Annotated in this window: 12 protein-coding genes and 1 other RNA gene; 11 read left to right on the top strand and 2 right to left on the bottom strand. The window is 58.3% G+C overall.

All coding sequences use genetic code 11. The features are described 5' to 3' along the window. Nucleotides 1-26: 26 nt before the first annotated feature. Entirely contained in the window at nucleotides 27-239 is a 213-nt protein-coding gene (locus tag AB8996_RS08875) for a helix-turn-helix domain-containing protein (protein ID WP_369298619.1), read from the bottom strand. 127 nt (nucleotides 240-366) lie between these two features. Here AB8996_RS08875 and AB8996_RS08870 point away from each other — a divergent pair, with 127 nt between their 5' ends. The 9 genes from AB8996_RS08870 (at nucleotide 367) to AB8996_RS08830 (ending at nucleotide 10,846) form a co-directional block, all read left to right on the top strand. Then, complete coding sequence (locus AB8996_RS08870; RefSeq protein ID WP_369298618.1) at nucleotides 367-531, top strand: hypothetical protein; 165 nt, start codon at nucleotides 367-369, stop codon at nucleotides 529-531. A gap of 201 nt (nucleotides 532-732) precedes the next feature. Continuing rightward, nucleotides 733-2,556: a translational GTPase TypA gene (typA, locus tag AB8996_RS08865; RefSeq protein WP_369298617.1), complete on the top strand. Its 1,824-nt coding sequence runs from the start codon at nucleotides 733-735 to the stop codon at nucleotides 2,554-2,556. A 69-nt stretch (nucleotides 2,557-2,625) separates the two neighbouring features. Continuing rightward, nucleotides 2,626-4,287 carry a peptidoglycan editing factor PgeF gene (gene pgeF / locus AB8996_RS08860; RefSeq protein WP_369298616.1) on the top strand — a complete coding sequence of 554 codons (1,662 nt, stop codon included), beginning with the start codon at nucleotides 2,626-2,628 and terminating at the stop codon, nucleotides 4,285-4,287. A 13-nt stretch (nucleotides 4,288-4,300) separates the two neighbouring features. Further along, nucleotides 4,301-5,194, top strand: a complete 894-nt coding sequence (locus AB8996_RS08855; protein ID WP_369298615.1) for a radical SAM protein — start codon at nucleotides 4,301-4,303, stop codon at nucleotides 5,192-5,194. Nucleotides 5,195-5,214: 20 nt separating this feature from the next. After that, nucleotides 5,215-6,873 carry a DUF4091 domain-containing protein gene (locus tag AB8996_RS08850; RefSeq protein ID WP_369298614.1) on the top strand — a complete coding sequence of 553 codons (1,659 nt, stop codon included), beginning with the start codon at nucleotides 5,215-5,217 and terminating at the stop codon, nucleotides 6,871-6,873. Nucleotides 6,874-6,877: 4 nt separating this feature from the next. Beyond that, nucleotides 6,878-8,170: a M18 family aminopeptidase gene (locus AB8996_RS08845; protein WP_369298613.1), complete on the top strand. Its 1,293-nt coding sequence runs from the start codon at nucleotides 6,878-6,880 to the stop codon at nucleotides 8,168-8,170. Nucleotides 8,171-8,180: 10 nt separating this feature from the next. Continuing rightward, the gene (locus AB8996_RS08840) at nucleotides 8,181-8,579 is read left to right on the top strand and encodes a GNAT family N-acetyltransferase (RefSeq protein WP_369298612.1); all 399 of its coding nucleotides are present in this window, start codon (nucleotides 8,181-8,183) and stop codon (nucleotides 8,577-8,579) included. A gap of 25 nt (nucleotides 8,580-8,604) precedes the next feature. Beyond that, nucleotides 8,605-9,942, top strand: a complete 1,338-nt coding sequence (locus tag AB8996_RS08835) for an alpha-amylase family glycosyl hydrolase (RefSeq protein WP_369298611.1) — start codon at nucleotides 8,605-8,607, stop codon at nucleotides 9,940-9,942. 310 nt (nucleotides 9,943-10,252) lie between these two features. Beyond that, nucleotides 10,253-10,846 (top strand): hypothetical protein, encoded by a 594-nt coding sequence (locus AB8996_RS08830; protein ID WP_369298610.1) that lies wholly within the window; start codon nucleotides 10,253-10,255, stop codon nucleotides 10,844-10,846. Between the two features lie 79 nt (nucleotides 10,847-10,925). On the opposite strand, the gene AB8996_RS08825 is transcribed toward AB8996_RS08830, so the two are convergent. Further along, entirely contained in the window at nucleotides 10,926-11,441 is a 516-nt protein-coding gene (locus tag AB8996_RS08825; protein ID WP_369298609.1) for an N-acetyltransferase family protein, read from the bottom strand. Nucleotides 11,442-11,835: 394 nt separating this feature from the next. On the opposite strand from AB8996_RS08825, the gene ffs reads away from it, so the two are divergent. Both ffs and dnaX read left to right on the top strand, forming a co-directional pair. Beyond that, an RNA gene (gene ffs, locus AB8996_RS08820) (signal recognition particle sRNA small type) lies at nucleotides 11,836-11,933 on the top strand. Nucleotides 11,934-12,001: 68 nt separating this feature from the next. Further along, the gene (gene dnaX, locus AB8996_RS08815) at nucleotides 12,002-13,861 is read left to right on the top strand and encodes a DNA polymerase III subunit gamma/tau (protein WP_369298608.1); all 1,860 of its coding nucleotides are present in this window, start codon (nucleotides 12,002-12,004) and stop codon (nucleotides 13,859-13,861) included. Nucleotides 13,862-13,864 lie beyond the last annotated feature (3 nt).

Below are 13,864 nucleotides of genomic sequence, written 5' to 3'. Positions count from 1 at the left end.
AATCAATCAAAAACAGGCGAAAAAAGTTAAAATATGTTGCCGTCCGGGACATGCTCCATGATCTCCGAAACATCGCAGCCCAGAATATTGCAGAGCTTATCAATGGTGTTGACTTCCACATTCCTGTTGTGGCGCAGCCGGAACAGCTGTCCCCGGCTCACGTTGTGATAGGTGTAAAGGTGGTATTCGGTGATCCCCTTTGCTGCCATGGTCTGCCAGAGTTTGTCGTATTTTATCATTTTTTCCTACCTTTTGTCGAGCGATTTTCCTTGCTTTTTCTCCATTATGCGATTAGTATGGGGAAAGAAATAGTACCCGTATACGGATACTGAGCGCAAAGGAAAATTTATTTTGGCGGAATTTTGTATGAAGTATGACAAAATGTACTACACCGTTTTCAACGCAGTCACGGACGCGTTGGAGATCATCAGGGAGCTGCCGGAAAGCCCGGAAAAGGAAAAGCTGATCCTCATATTGACCCAGTGTCAGAAAACCGGCGAGGACATTTATCTTGCAGGGGGAAAAGCCTGAATTTTTTCCGCCCGGCTTTCCTGAGATTGTAAACTTTCACAAAAGACGGCTGAGAGGGGACAGCCGTCTTTTCTTTTGGAAAAAGTTGTGCTACAATAGCAAACGGAAAAATTGTTGTTATGCGGCTTCCCTGCCCTTTTTATTTGATTGGCAACCGGTAACGAATCCCTGACACCTTACGGAAAGGAATGTGACATAGAAATGGGAACGAGAGAAAATTTGAGGAATGTTGCGATCATTGCGCATGTTGACCACGGCAAGACCACGCTGGTGGACCAGCTCCTCCGGCAGAGCGGTATCTTCCGCGCCAATGAAGCCGTGGCGGAGCGCGTTATGGACTCCGGCGATCTGGAGCGGGAGCGGGGCATCACCATTCTTTCTAAAAATACTGCCGTCATGTACCAGGACACGAAAATCAACATTGTGGACACCCCTGGCCATGCCGATTTCGGCGGCGAGGTGGAGCGCGTGCTGATGATGGTGGACGGCGTCCTGCTGCTGGTAGACGCCTTTGAGGGCTGTATGCCCCAGACCCGCTTCGTATTGAAAAAGGCGCTGGGTCTGGGCAAAAAGCCTGTGGTGGTAGTGAATAAGATCGACCGCCCCGGGGCGCGCCCCGCCGAAGTGGTGGACGAGGTGCTGGACCTGTTCATCGAGCTTGGCGCAAACGACGACCAGCTGGATTTCCCTGTGGTGTACGCCTCCGCCAGGGACGGCTACGCCACCCTGGACCCCAACGCCCCCGGCACGGATATGACCCCGCTGTTTGAAATGATACTCCGGGAGGTCCCTGCCCCCCAGGGCGATCTGGAGGGCCCCACCCAGGTGCTGTTTTCCAATATCGACTACGACGATTATGTGGGGCGTATCGGGATCGGCAGGGTAGAGCGCGGCAGCATTCAGGTGGGCGAGACCGTCACCATCTGCGGCGGCGCGGAGGACGTGCACAAAAACGCCAAGGTAGCGAAGCTGTACCAGTTTGAGGGCTTGAAGCGGGTGGAAGCGCAGTCCGCCCAGCTGGGCGATATCATCGCCGTGTCCGGCATTGCCGATTTGAATATCGGGCAGACTGCCTGCGCGGTGGACCATGTGGAGCCGCTGCCCTTTGTGAAAATAGACGAGCCCACCGTGTCCATGATGTTCATGGTGAACAATTCCCCCTTTGCCGGGCGGGAAGGAAAGTATGTGACCTCCCGGAACCTGCGGGACAGGCTGTTCAAAGAGGTGGAGACCAACGTCGCCATGCGGGTGGAGGAAACGGACACCACCGATTCCTTTAAGGTCTCCGGCAGGGGAGAGCTGCATTTGTCCATTCTGATCGAGCAGATGCGCCGACAGGGGTACGAATTCCAGGTTTCCCCGCCCAACGTCATTTACAAGGAAAAGGACGGTCAGAAGCTGGAGCCCATGGAGCTTTTGATGATCGAGGTGCCGGACAATTACGTGGGTGCCGTGATGGAAAAGATCGGCTCCCGCAAGGCGGAGCTTCTGAACATGGGCAGCCGGGAATCCGGCACCACCCATCTGGAATTTAAGATCCCCGCCAGGGGGCTGATGGGCTACCGTTCCGAATTTTTGACCGACACCAACGGCAACGGCATCATGAACCACGTGTTTGACAGCTATGAGCCCTATAAAGGGGAGATCCAGCAGCGCACCCAGGGCTCCATCATCGCCCATGAAGCAGGGGAATCCACCGCTTACGGGCTGTTCTATGCCCAGGACCGCGGGCGTATGTTTATAGGTCCCGGCGTAGAGGTGTACGAGGGAATGATCGTGGGCGCCAACCCCAAGAACGAGGACATCACGGTGAACGTGTGCAAGAAAAAGCACGCCACCAACACCCGTTCCTCCGGCTCCGACGAGGCGCTGAAGCTGGTGCCCCATTCCGTGCTGAGCCTGGAGCAGTGCCTGGAATTTATCGCCGAGGACGAGCTGGTGGAGATCACGCCCCAAAGCGTGCGTATGCGGAAGACCATTTTGTCCAAGGAGCTGCGCATGAAGCAGGCAAGCAGGAAAAAATAAGCGGGCGCGGGGTAAAATTTCGCCGCCGGGCTGGGGAGGGGCTTTGTTCTGGATATCGTAATTCTGGATTTGGAATGGAATGCCGCCTACAGCCGGCGGAGTAAGGGCTATATCAATGAAGTGATCGAATTCGGCGCGGTAAAATGCAGCGCCGATCTGAAGCGGAAAAGCACCTTTTCCTGCTTTGTAAAGCCGCAGGTCGGCAAGCATATCAGCGCTCTGATCTCCAATTTGACCAGTATCACCGACGAGACCCTGACCGGCGGGCTGACCTTCATGGGCGCTGTCAGCAAGTTTCGGAAATGGGCGGGGGACTGCCTGCTGCTCACCTGGGGCACGTCGGACATTCTGGCGCTGATCGAAAACTGCCGGTATTTCAGCGGCAGCGGGCAGGTCCCGTTTTTGAACCGCTACTGTGACCTGCAGCGCTATACCCAAATGCAGATGAACATTAGCATGGCGGTGCAGATGGGGCTTTCCAGGGCGGCGGAGCTGCTGGGGCTGGATTTCTCCGGCATGGAGCACCACCGCGCCCTGGACGACAGCCTGATGGCGCTGGAAATTTTCAGGCGGGTGTACAGCGAGAAGACACTGCCGGCTTTTACGGCGGTGTGTGACGAGGATTTTTACCGCCGCATCACCTTCAAAACCTCCTATCTCTGCGATTTGAACGACCCGCAGGTGCAAAAGAGCCATCTGCTGTTCGCCTGCCCGAAATGCGGAGGGGAAAGCAGGCGCACTACCCACTGGGTATTGAAAAATAAGAGCTTCCGGGCGGAATTCCGCTGTACAGGCTGCGGGCACGCTTTTGACGGGAGGCTCACTATGAAACAGAAATATGAGGGATTAGCTGTGAGCAAAAAAACCTTTCCTTTGCCCGTGATCGAAGCCCCCAGAAAAGCGGAGCCGGGCGTTTTGGGCAATCTGCGGCTGGATATCAAAGACGGCGTGGGTCTGCTGCGTTTTCCAGGGCTGGAAAACAGCACCACGGCAAACGCTGTGTTTTCCACCCGGCTGGGCGGCGTCAGCGATAAAGAATTTGCCGCCATGAACCTGGGCTTCGGCAGGGGGGACGAGGAAGAAAACGTAGCGCGGAACTACCGGCTGTTCTGCGGGGCTGCCGGGATTGACAGCGAATCCCTTGTCGCCGGTGCGCAGGATCATCATGTGAACATCCGCCGGATAACGGCGGCGCACCGGGGCATTGGCATCTGGCGGGAAAAGGACATGGAAAGCATTGACGGGCTTTGCACCGACGACCGGGGCGTGACGCTGGTCATTTACTGTGCCGACTGTGTGCCCCTGTATTTTGTCGATGAAGCCCACCATGCCATTGGGCTTGCCCACGCGGGCTGGCGGGGAACGGTTTCCGGCATGGCAAGGGTGATGACGGAGCGCATGGCAGCGGAATTTGGCACCAGGCCGGAGGAGCTGTACGCCGCGATCGGACCCTCCATCTGCCGGGAATGCTTTGAGGTGGACGAACCTGTGGCGGCGGAATTTTTATGGCTGCCGGACGCGGAGCGGTTTGTGACAGGTCCTGAAGAAGATGGAAAATACCATGTGGATTTATGGGAATGCAACCGTCGGTTCATGCTGAAGGCGGGTATTCTGCCGGAGCATATCACCGTGGGGAACGTGTGCACCATGTGTGAAAGCGACCTGCTGTTTTCCCATCGGAAGACCAGGGGGCAGCGGGGCAGCAACTGCGCCATGCTTTCGCTGCGCTGAGATGGGGGAGCCTATGAAGGAACTGGCGCACTGCACCCTTTGCCCCCGGCGCTGTGGGGCAAGGAGGGAAAAGGCAGGGCAGGGCTTTTGCAAAAGCGGCTATGAGCTGCGCATTGCCAGAGCCGCCCTGCATTTTTGGGAAGAGCCGCCTATCAGCGGCAAAAACGGCTCCGGCGCGGTGTTTTTTACCGGGTGCCCCCTGGGCTGTATCTACTGCCAGAACCGGGAAATCAGCAATGTGGCGGCACCACCGGGAAAAACCCTGTCCCCGGCGGAGCTGAGCGGCATTTTTTTTGAGTTGATCGAACAGGGCGCCCACAATATCAATTTGGTGACCCCTACCCATTTCATGCCCCTGATCCGGGAAGCCCTGCTGTACCGGCCGCTGCCCGTGCCGGTGGTATACAACACCTCCGGCTATGAAACGGTGGAGGCATTGCAGGCGCTGGAAGGGCTGGTAGACATTTACCTGCCGGATTTCAAGTACGCCGAAAGCGCCCTTGCAAAAGCGCTTTCCCACGCGGAAAACTACCCGGAGGTCTGTATCAGCACCATTGGGGAAATGGTGCGGCAGGCAGGCGCGCCCGTCTATGAGGAAAACGGGCTGATGAAGCGGGGCGTGTTGATCCGCCATTTGATCCTGCCCGGGCACACCAGAAATTCCATTCAGGTGCTGGAACAGATCGCGGAGCATTTTCCCGGTATCCCCGTGAGCCTGATGGCGCAGTATACCCCGCCGGAGCAGTTCCCGGAGCAGGAGCAGTTCCCCGAGCTGACCCGCGCCGTCACCAGGCGGGAGCTGCAAAAGGTAGAGGACAGGCTGTTCTCTCTGGGGCTGGACGGCTTCGTGCAGTCCAGAAGCGCCAGGGGGCGGCAATATCTGCCGGATTTTCACCAGTTTGACTGATCCAGGAAAGGAAGCGCAGTATGGAACAAATCCAAATCTTTCAATGCTCGTCTCTGGAAAAGGTTTTCCCCAGCGATACCGGGGAGTTTTTTCCCTGCCGCCGGGCGACCGCCCTGCAGGGGGAGGAATACGCGTACCAGATCGTGCTGAAGGGCGCGGGCTGGGGAAAGGAGACCGTCTGCTGGAAATTGGAATCGCCTTTGGCAGAGCAAATTGAGGTATTCCGGGTGAAAAATGTTCCCTGCGAGCTGGCGGCGTATCCTGCCGCCCATGACGGGGACTATTTGACCACAGGCGCCGGGCTGTTCCCCGACCTGCTTGTTCCCCTGACAGGGGAAACGGTGGAAATCAGCTGCTTTTTGAACACCACCCTGTGGATAAACCTCACCGTGCCGGAGAACTGCCCCGCCGGGGAATACCCGGTGCGTTTTTCCGTCGAGGGAAAGGACGCGGCAGCGGAGACGGAGTTTGTTTTGCAGGTGCTGCCCGTGAAGCTGCCGGAGCAAAAGCTGCTGTTCTCCCAGTGGTTCCATGTGGACTGCCTGGCGGAGCAGTACCACGTGCCTGTCTATTCGGAGCGCCACTGGGAAATCATCGGCGCTTACATGAAGGAGGCGGCACGGGCGGGCGTAAACACCATTTTGGTGCCCGTGCTGACCCCGCCGCTGGATACCGCCATCGGTACGGAGCGGCTGTGCGTACAGCTTGCGGAAATCGAAAAGCGGGGAGACAGCTATGCCTTTGACCTGTCCCGGGTGCGGCGGTATGTAGAGCTGGCGCAGTCCTGCGGCATCACCCATTTTGAGATCAACCACCTGTTCACCCAGTGGGGGGCAAAGTGCACCCCGGCGGTATATGCCACGGAAAACGGCGAACGCAGGCGGATATTTGGCTGGGACGTGGAAGCGGCTTCCCCGGCGTACATGGATTTCCTCCGTCAGCTTTTGCCGGAGGTGACGGCGCTGTTCCGCAGCATGGGCCTGGGGGACAGGCTGCTGTTCCATGTGTCCGACGAGCCCAGCCGGGATAATCTGGAGCAGTACCAAAAGGCGAAGGAAATGATCGGTGCGCTCACCGGGGGCTGCCCCACGGCGGACGCTTTGTCCCATACGGAATTTTACGATATGGGGCTGGTGGATCAGCCCATCGCGGCAACGAACCACATCGAGCCGTTTTTGGAGCGGGATATCCCCGACCTGTGGGCGTACTACTGCTGCGGGCAGGTGGTGGACGTTGGCAACCGTTTCCTCGCTATGCCCTCCTACCGCAACCGTATCCTTGGCGTGCAGCTGTACAAGTACCGCATTCACGGCTTTTTGCACTGGGGGTACAATTTCTGGCACAGCCAGGAATCCCGGGAGATCATCGACCCCTACCGCGTGACGGACGGCGGCGGGGCGTTCCCCGGCGGCGATCCCTTTTCCGTCTACCCCGGAGAGGACGGCGCGCCCCTGCCCTCCCTGCGGCTGAAAATTTTCCATCACGCTTTGCAGGATTTGCGGGCGCTGGAGCTTCTGGAAGCGCTGACCGACCGGGAAACGGTGGAGCAGACGGTGGGAGAGTTCGACAGCATCACCTTTTCAAGCTATCCCAGGACCATAGGATATCTGCCGGAAATGCGGGAAGCGGTCAACGCCCGCATTGCGGAAGCCATCAAGGAACAGAAAGGAACGGTGTAAATTCATGGAAGCATTAGTGCAGGATTTGTTTGATTTTATCGAAAGCAGCCCCACCGCCTGCCATACGGTGCAGACGGCAGCCGCCATGCTGAAGGCGGCGGGCTTTACCGAGCTGAGGGAGACTGAGCCGTGGGAGCTTCAGCCCGGCGGGCGGTATTTTACCACCCGCAGCATGAGCTCTGTCATTGCGTTCCGTTACCCGAAGCAGGACTTCCACGCCTTTTCCGTGGTGGCGCCCCATGGGGATTCCCCCTGCTTCAAGATAAAGGGCAGCCCGGACATGAAGGTGGAGGGGCAGTATACCAAGCTGAATACCGAGGTGTACGGCGGCATGACCCTGCACCTGTGGACGGACCGCCCGCTGTCCGTAGCAGGGCGGCTGACCGTCCGCACGGAGACCGGCGTGCGGTCGGTGCTCACCGATTTGAAGCGCGACCTGCTGGTGATCCCCGGGCTTGCCATTCACATGAACCGGGAGGCAAATTCCGGCAGCAAGCTGGACCCCCAGCGGGACACCCTGCCCCTGCTGGGCGGCAGCGAAGCCGATGTGCTGGCGCTGGCGGCGGAAGCGGCAGGCGTGAAAAAGGAGGATATCCTGTCCCACGAGCTGTACCTGTACAACCGGGCGCGGGGCACGGTGTACGGCGCGGCGGAGGAATTTATTGCCGCCCCCAAGCTGGACGATCTGGAATGCGCTTTTTCCGCCGTCACCGCCTTTTTGCAGAGCGGAAATTCAGAAAACTGCACGGTCTGCGCCGTGTTCGATAACGAGGAGACGGGCAGCATGACCCGCCAGGGCGCGGGGGCGACCTTCCTCTCCGATGTGCTCGCCCGGATCTGCCGGGCGGCGGGAAAGGACGAAGAGCAGCGCCAGCTTGCCATTCAAAACGGAATGCTCCTGTCCGCGGATAATGCCCACGCCGTCCACCCCAATTACCCGGAAAAAGCCGACCCCACCAGCCGCTGCTACTTGAACGCCGGCGTGGTGGTAAAGCACAGCCCCCGCTATGCCACGGACAGCATGACCGCCGGGGTGTTCCGCCGTATCTGCGAGAAAAACAACGTGCCCGTACAGGAGTTTTACAACCACTCCTCCAATCCGGGCGGGGGCACCCTGGGGCTGATCTCCATTGCCCAGGCGGCGTTCCCCACCGTGGATATCGGGCTGCCCCAGCTTTCCATGCACTCGCCCTATGAAACGGCCGGCAAGGCGGACGTAGCTCACATGGTGAACGCCATGACGGCGTTTTATAACGGCGTGCCCCATTGGAGCGGGAACAGCTGCCATTTGGAGTAAGGAGCGTACCATGCTGGAATACAAAATGAATCCCAAGATACCTTCCGAGGACATTGCCGCCCTGCGGCGGTCGGTGGGCTGGGGCGGCATGGAGGCGGAGCTGGGGAACCCTGCCCTGCGGGACTACCTCCGCATCGCCTGCTATGATGAGGACAAACTGGTGGGCTTTCTGGCAGTGGTGAGCAATGGCGTGACTGACGCTTATATCCAGGACGTGATGGTGCGCCCGGACTATCAGGGCAAAGGCGTCGGCAGGTCGCTGATGAACCGTGCCATTGAGAGATTGAAGGCTGATCATATCTACATGATATCTGTTATCTACGGGGAAGAGAAGCTGCGACCGTTTTATGAGAAGTTCGGTTTCTGTACCATGCTCTGCGGTCAAATGGAGACCCGCCCGGAGAACTGAGAAATGGACGAAAGGGAGAATTACCATGAGCGATACCATACGATGGAACAATGAACCCGGTTGGCAGAACAGCGCCGTTTTTTATCAAATCTACCCCATGGGTTTCTGCGGCGCGCCCTTTGAAAACGACGGCATACCGACCCACCGCATCCGCAAGGTGATAGATTGGGTCCCCCATCTGCAAAAGCTGGGCGTGGGGGCAGTATATTTTTCCCCGGTGTTTGAATCCGACACCCACGGCTACGACACCCGAGATTATGGAAAAATCGACTGCCGGCTGGGGTCGAACGAGGATTTCCGGGAGGTGTGCGCAGCCCTGCACAGCGCCGGTATCCGCGTAGTGCTGGACGGCGTGTTCAATCATGTGGGGCGCGGTTTCTGGGCGTTTCAGGACGTGCTGAAGAACCGGGAAGGCTCTCCTTACCGCGACTGGTTCCACATCGACTTCGGCGGCGACAGCTGCTATCACGACGGCTTCTGGTACGAGGGCTGGGAGGGGCATTTCGAGCTGGTAAAGCTGAACCTGCACAACCCCGCTGTGGTGGAGCACATTTTGGAGCGCGTGGCAGGCTGGATGGACGAATTTGCCATCGACGGTCTCCGGCTGGACGTTGCCTACCTGCTGGACGAAAATTTCCTCCGCCGGCTGCACACCTTCTGCAAGGAAAAGGATCCGGCCTTCTTCCTGCTGGGAGAAATGATACACGGGGACTATAACCGGGTGATGAACCCGGAAATGCTGGACAGCGTGACGAATTACGAATGCTATAAGGGGCTTTATTCCGCCTTTAATTCCATGAATTTGTTTGAGATTGCCCACTCGCTCCAGCGGCAGTTCGGTCCTGAAAACTGGACGCTCTACAAAGACAAGCACCTGCTCTGCTTCGCGGACAACCACGACGTGACCCGCATTCACAGCATATTGCAGGACAAGAACCAGCTCATGCCCCTGTATGCGGTGCTGTTCTGTATGCCGGGCATTCCCTGCCTGTATTACGGCAGCGAATGGGGGGCGGACGGCGAGAAAAAGGACGGGGACCCCACCCTGCGTCCCTGCTTTGACGCGCCTGTGGAAAATGAGCTGACGGAGTTTTTAGGCAGGCTCAGCCGGGCGAAGCGGGAAAGCAGGGCGTTGTGCTATGGCGATTTCAAAAATGAGACGCTGCTCAATAAGCAGTGGGTCATGCGGCGCTCCTGCGAGGGAGAGACCGTGCTGCTGGCGGTAAATGCCGAGGGGGCGGAATTTACCATTGGCTGCGACCACCACGGCGCAGCCACGGAGCTTCTGACCGGGGAACAGACGGAGCTGCAGGGGAGCATCACCCTGCCGCCCTACGGCGTGAAGCTGTACCGCTTGGGATAAGATGTTATAGATACTGGATTCTGGATTCCAGATGCTGGAAAGGACAAAAAGCCCGCGGTCGGGTAATTTCTCTGTGGTCTGCGCAAGGACACTTCACCAGTGCCCGCCGCAGACCTTTTCTGCAGCAGTTTGCGCAGGGACAGCGAAAAAAGTAAAAAATTTCAAAATAGGTGAGTGGATTTCCCGCCTGCGTTGTATAAAGGGTAAAACGCAAAAGAGAGGGATCACGATGAAAAAAGCTCTGCCTGCTTTGCTTTTTGCTGCTATTTTGCTCCTGTTCGCGAGCTGCGGAGATGATGGCAGAGGAAGCTTGTCATCAGCTTGTGACACTGATGGAAACGGTTCTTCTCCTGCTGCTTCCGTTTCCCAAAGCGTTTCTGGTCAGATGGTCTCGTCCCCGGAAAGCTTGCCGGAGGACAGCGCTTCCAGCCCAGATTCTTCTGAAGTTTCCTCTGCTTCAGATTACGGTCCTGAATACGGCTGGTACAGCGGCAACCCGGAAAAAGACATCGTGGTGATTTCTGCGGGCGAAACCCTTACCCTTTCGGACGGCAGGGTGTTGGAGTGCGGGATACTGCTCCCCGACGGCAGGTATTTTTCCAGAGAGGAGCTGGAAAAGCATCATTACGAAACCTACCATAAAAGCTTTCTCCTCCCGGACGGCACGGTATTACGCCCCACAGGGTGGCTGATCGCAGTGGAGGGAGAGCTGACTGTGAGAGAATGGGAAGAACTGGAGGAGAAGAATTTCCCGGAGGAGGAACGGTGGCATATTTTGCCGTGGGACGAAACCGCCTATCGGAACCGCTGGGGAACTTATCGGGAAAGTAACAGCGCCGGGTTGTGGAGCCCGCCCAGCGAGGAGGAAAAAGCCTACCTGCGGGAACACCCGGAGGTGCGGTGATCCGGCTCAAAACCTTAGAAAAAGCCAACAGAATAAAAGGCTCCCCTTGAGGAGCCTTTTTCGTGTGTTTGTTTGAGGGTTAGTCCTTCAAAATCTGTTCAAACGCCAGCCGTTCGCTGCCGTCCTCCACAAAAATCACGCCCCTGCGGACAAAGCCGTTTTTTTGCAGGGTGTGCTGCATGGGCAGGTTGTCCCGGTGAGTGTCGCAGCGCAGGACGGCAATTTTCCGTTCCCGCGCCTGCCGCTTCAGCTCATCAAAAAACAGCCCGGCGGCGTTTTTCCCCTTTGCGCGGGGCGCGATGGCAATTCGATGGAGGAACCCGTATTCAGCGGGGCTTGCTTCCCAGCCGCCCTCGAAAACAGCCTCATAGGTGGGCTCCCGCCCAAAGGCGATACAGGCGACGCCCAACACCTCTCCGGCGTCTTCCAGCACATAGCTTGTCCCGGCGGTCATGTCAGCTTCCGCGTCTTTGGCGCTGGGGTAATTCCCAGTCTGCCACTGGTCAACGCCCATATCGCGCAGCGCCGCCCGGGCAGCTTCATACAGGCGCTCGATGGCGGGCAGGTCGGCGGGGGTGGTCCTACGAATGTTCATAAGCGGTCTCCTTTTCGGGAAAAGGGGCAGGAATTTTTCCGTTCCCCTGTGACAATTTTTAAGTTTCCCTATTATAGTACCAATTTCCTCTTGTTTTTTCAAGGTGAAAAAGGTATAATAACCCTAAAGCGGCGGTGGCTGCAGAGAACTGTCTTTTTTGCGAAAGCAGGGACACGGGCGGCTCCACCGCAGCGAAAAGACGTTTTATCAAGAAAGCAGCGGTGGTTGCAGAGAGTTGTCTTTTTGCGAAAGCGGGGACACGGGCGGCTCCACCGTAGCGAAAAGACGTTTTATCAGGAAAGCAGCGGTCGGCGCACAAAGTGGTTCCCCGTGCAAAAGCAGGGACACGATCGCCTCCACTGCAAGTGGCAGCGGAACAGTGGAATATGGGAGCGGACAGGTCTGTACGGCGGAACGCCGTGAACCATGTCAGGCGGGGAACCGAGCAGCATTAAGCGGATGCTTCCGGGCGATGCAGGTCGCCTGTCCGTTCTCATATTCTACCGGGCTACTGCCTTATGTTTTCTTCCGGCAGATTTTTCAGGGAGGTGACCGGCTTTATGTATAAGGTTCTGTATCGCAAGTACCGTCCCCGTTTTTTCGCGGACGTGGTAGATCAGCCCCAGGTGACGGTCACGCTGAAAAACGAGCTGACCCGCGGACGTATCGCCCACGCGTATCTGTTCACCGGCTCCCGTGGGACGGGCAAGACCACCTGTGCGAAAATACTGGCGCGGGCAGTGAACTGCCTGGATCCCCAGAACGGCGACCCCTGCGGCGAATGCGAGGTCTGCCGGGGCCTGGAGGACGGCTCCATTCTGGACGTGGTAGAGATCGACGCCGCCAGCAACAACGGCGTGGACAGCATTCGTTCCCTGATTGAAGAATCCAATTTCACCCCGGCGACTGCCAAATATCGGGTGTACATCATCGACGAGGTGCATATGCTCTCCGTGGCGGCGTTTAACGCCCTGCTGAAAACGCTGGAGGAGCCCCCCGCCCATGTGATCTTTATTCTGGCGACTACCGAGGTCCACAAGCTGCTGCCCACCATTTTGTCCCGGTGCCAGCGCTTTGATTTCCGCCGCATTTCCCCGGAGGCCATCGCCGACCGGCTGGAATATGTAGCAGGAGAAGAAGGGGCGCAGCTGGACAGGGACGCCGCCCTGCTCATCGCCCGCATTGCCGACGGCGCCATGCGCGACGCGCTGTCGCTTTTGGACCAGTGCCTGGGGCGTGACGCCCACGTGACATTGGAAACCGTGAACCGCACCGCAGGCGTGGCGGCAAGGGAATATCTGTCCACCCTGGCGCAGGCAGTGGCAGAGCGGGACATTTCAGCCGCCTTGGGCGCTATCGACGAGCTGTACCGGGAATCGAAGGACATGAGCCGCCTGTGCGAGGAAATGGCGGAATATTTCCGGGGCTTAATGCTCATCAAGACCATGCGGGACGCGTCCGGGCTGGTGACGGTCTCCGCCGGGGAATGGGAGACCATGAACCGTCAGGCGTTGGCAATGAGCCTGTCCACCATTCTGCATGGATTGGATACTTTTGAAGAAACCCTGAATAAAATGCGCTATGGGAACCAGCGGGCACAGCTGGAAATGGCATTTGTGCGCCTTTGCTCCCCAGAGCTGGATACCACCCCGGACGCGCTGCTCCGGCGGCTGGAAGCGCTGGAAAGCGGCGCTCCTCCCCGGCAAAGATTGCAGCCTGCTCCGGCGCAGGAGACTTTGAAGCCTGTTTCTCAGCCCGCCGTGGAACAGCCCCCGGTTGAGCCGCTTTCGCCGGAGCCGAAAGTGGAAGAAATTTCCCGCGAGCCGGAGCAGCTTTCGCCGGAGCCAAAAGCGGAGGAAATCCCCCTGCCGCCCGACCCGGAGGAACCCGCGCAGGAGCCGGAAAAAATCCCTGAGCCGGAGCTTCCACCGGAAACCGATACGTTCGATCAGGCTCCCCTGCCCCCGGAGCCCCCGGAAGCGGAGCAGAAAAAGCCCGTTTCCCCACCCCCGGCGGCAAAGCCCCAGCCCACGGTGGATATCCGGGCGCTGTCGGCGGAGGCCCAGCGGTTCCGGGACTGGCCGGAGATTTTGCAGGTGATAAAAAATTCCACCAAAAGCGTTGCCATGGCGTTTTCCGGCTCCGCCGCCTATGTCAACGGGGACTATATGCTGATCGACGCCCCGGAGATCGCCTTTGAACTGTTGAAGCGCCCGGAGCAGAGGGACCGAATGCGGGAAGCGATCCGTCACGTGACGGGGCGCACCTACCGGCTGGGACCCTACCGCAGGGAGGAGACTGGGGAGGAAGCCGACCCCCTGGAGGAGCTGACCCGCCGGGCAAAGGATTCCGGCATTGAAATTCAGGAAGAAACGCCCGCCGGGGAAGAACCCCCGGAGGAACTGACCATACCGTTTTAAGAA

The sequence above is a fragment of the uncultured Neglectibacter sp. genome, assembly GCA_937958185.1.
GTDB lineage: Bacteria > Bacillota > Clostridia > Oscillospirales > Acutalibacteraceae > Acutalibacter.
Note: the sequence above shows the minus strand (reverse complement) of the source record. Positions and strands in the feature narration are given on the sequence as shown.

Bases quoted from the DNA above. Each gene is read 5' to 3' on its own strand.
- AB8996_RS08875 (WP_369298619.1), bottom strand. From the start codon at position 239: ATGATAAAATACGACAAACTCTGGCAGACCATGGCAGCAAAGGGGATC.
- AB8996_RS08870 (WP_369298618.1), top strand. From the start codon at position 367: ATGAAGTATGACAAAATGTACTACACCGTTTTCAACGCAGTCACGGAC.
- typA (WP_369298617.1), top strand. From the start codon at position 733: ATGGGAACGAGAGAAAATTTGAGGAATGTTGCGATCATTGCGCATGTT.
- AB8996_RS08855 (WP_369298615.1), top strand. From the start codon at position 4,301: ATGAAGGAACTGGCGCACTGCACCCTTTGCCCCCGGCGCTGTGGGGCA.
- AB8996_RS08850 (WP_369298614.1), top strand. From the start codon at position 5,215: ATGGAACAAATCCAAATCTTTCAATGCTCGTCTCTGGAAAAGGTTTTC.
- AB8996_RS08845 (WP_369298613.1), top strand. From the start codon at position 6,878: ATGGAAGCATTAGTGCAGGATTTGTTTGATTTTATCGAAAGCAGCCCC.
- AB8996_RS08840 (WP_369298612.1), top strand. From the start codon at position 8,181: ATGCTGGAATACAAAATGAATCCCAAGATACCTTCCGAGGACATTGCC.
- AB8996_RS08835 (WP_369298611.1), top strand. From the start codon at position 8,605: ATGAGCGATACCATACGATGGAACAATGAACCCGGTTGGCAGAACAGC.
- AB8996_RS08825 (WP_369298609.1), bottom strand. From the start codon at position 11,441: ATGAACATTCGTAGGACCACCCCCGCCGACCTGCCCGCCATCGAGCGC.
- dnaX (WP_369298608.1), top strand. From the start codon at position 12,002: ATGTATAAGGTTCTGTATCGCAAGTACCGTCCCCGTTTTTTCGCGGAC.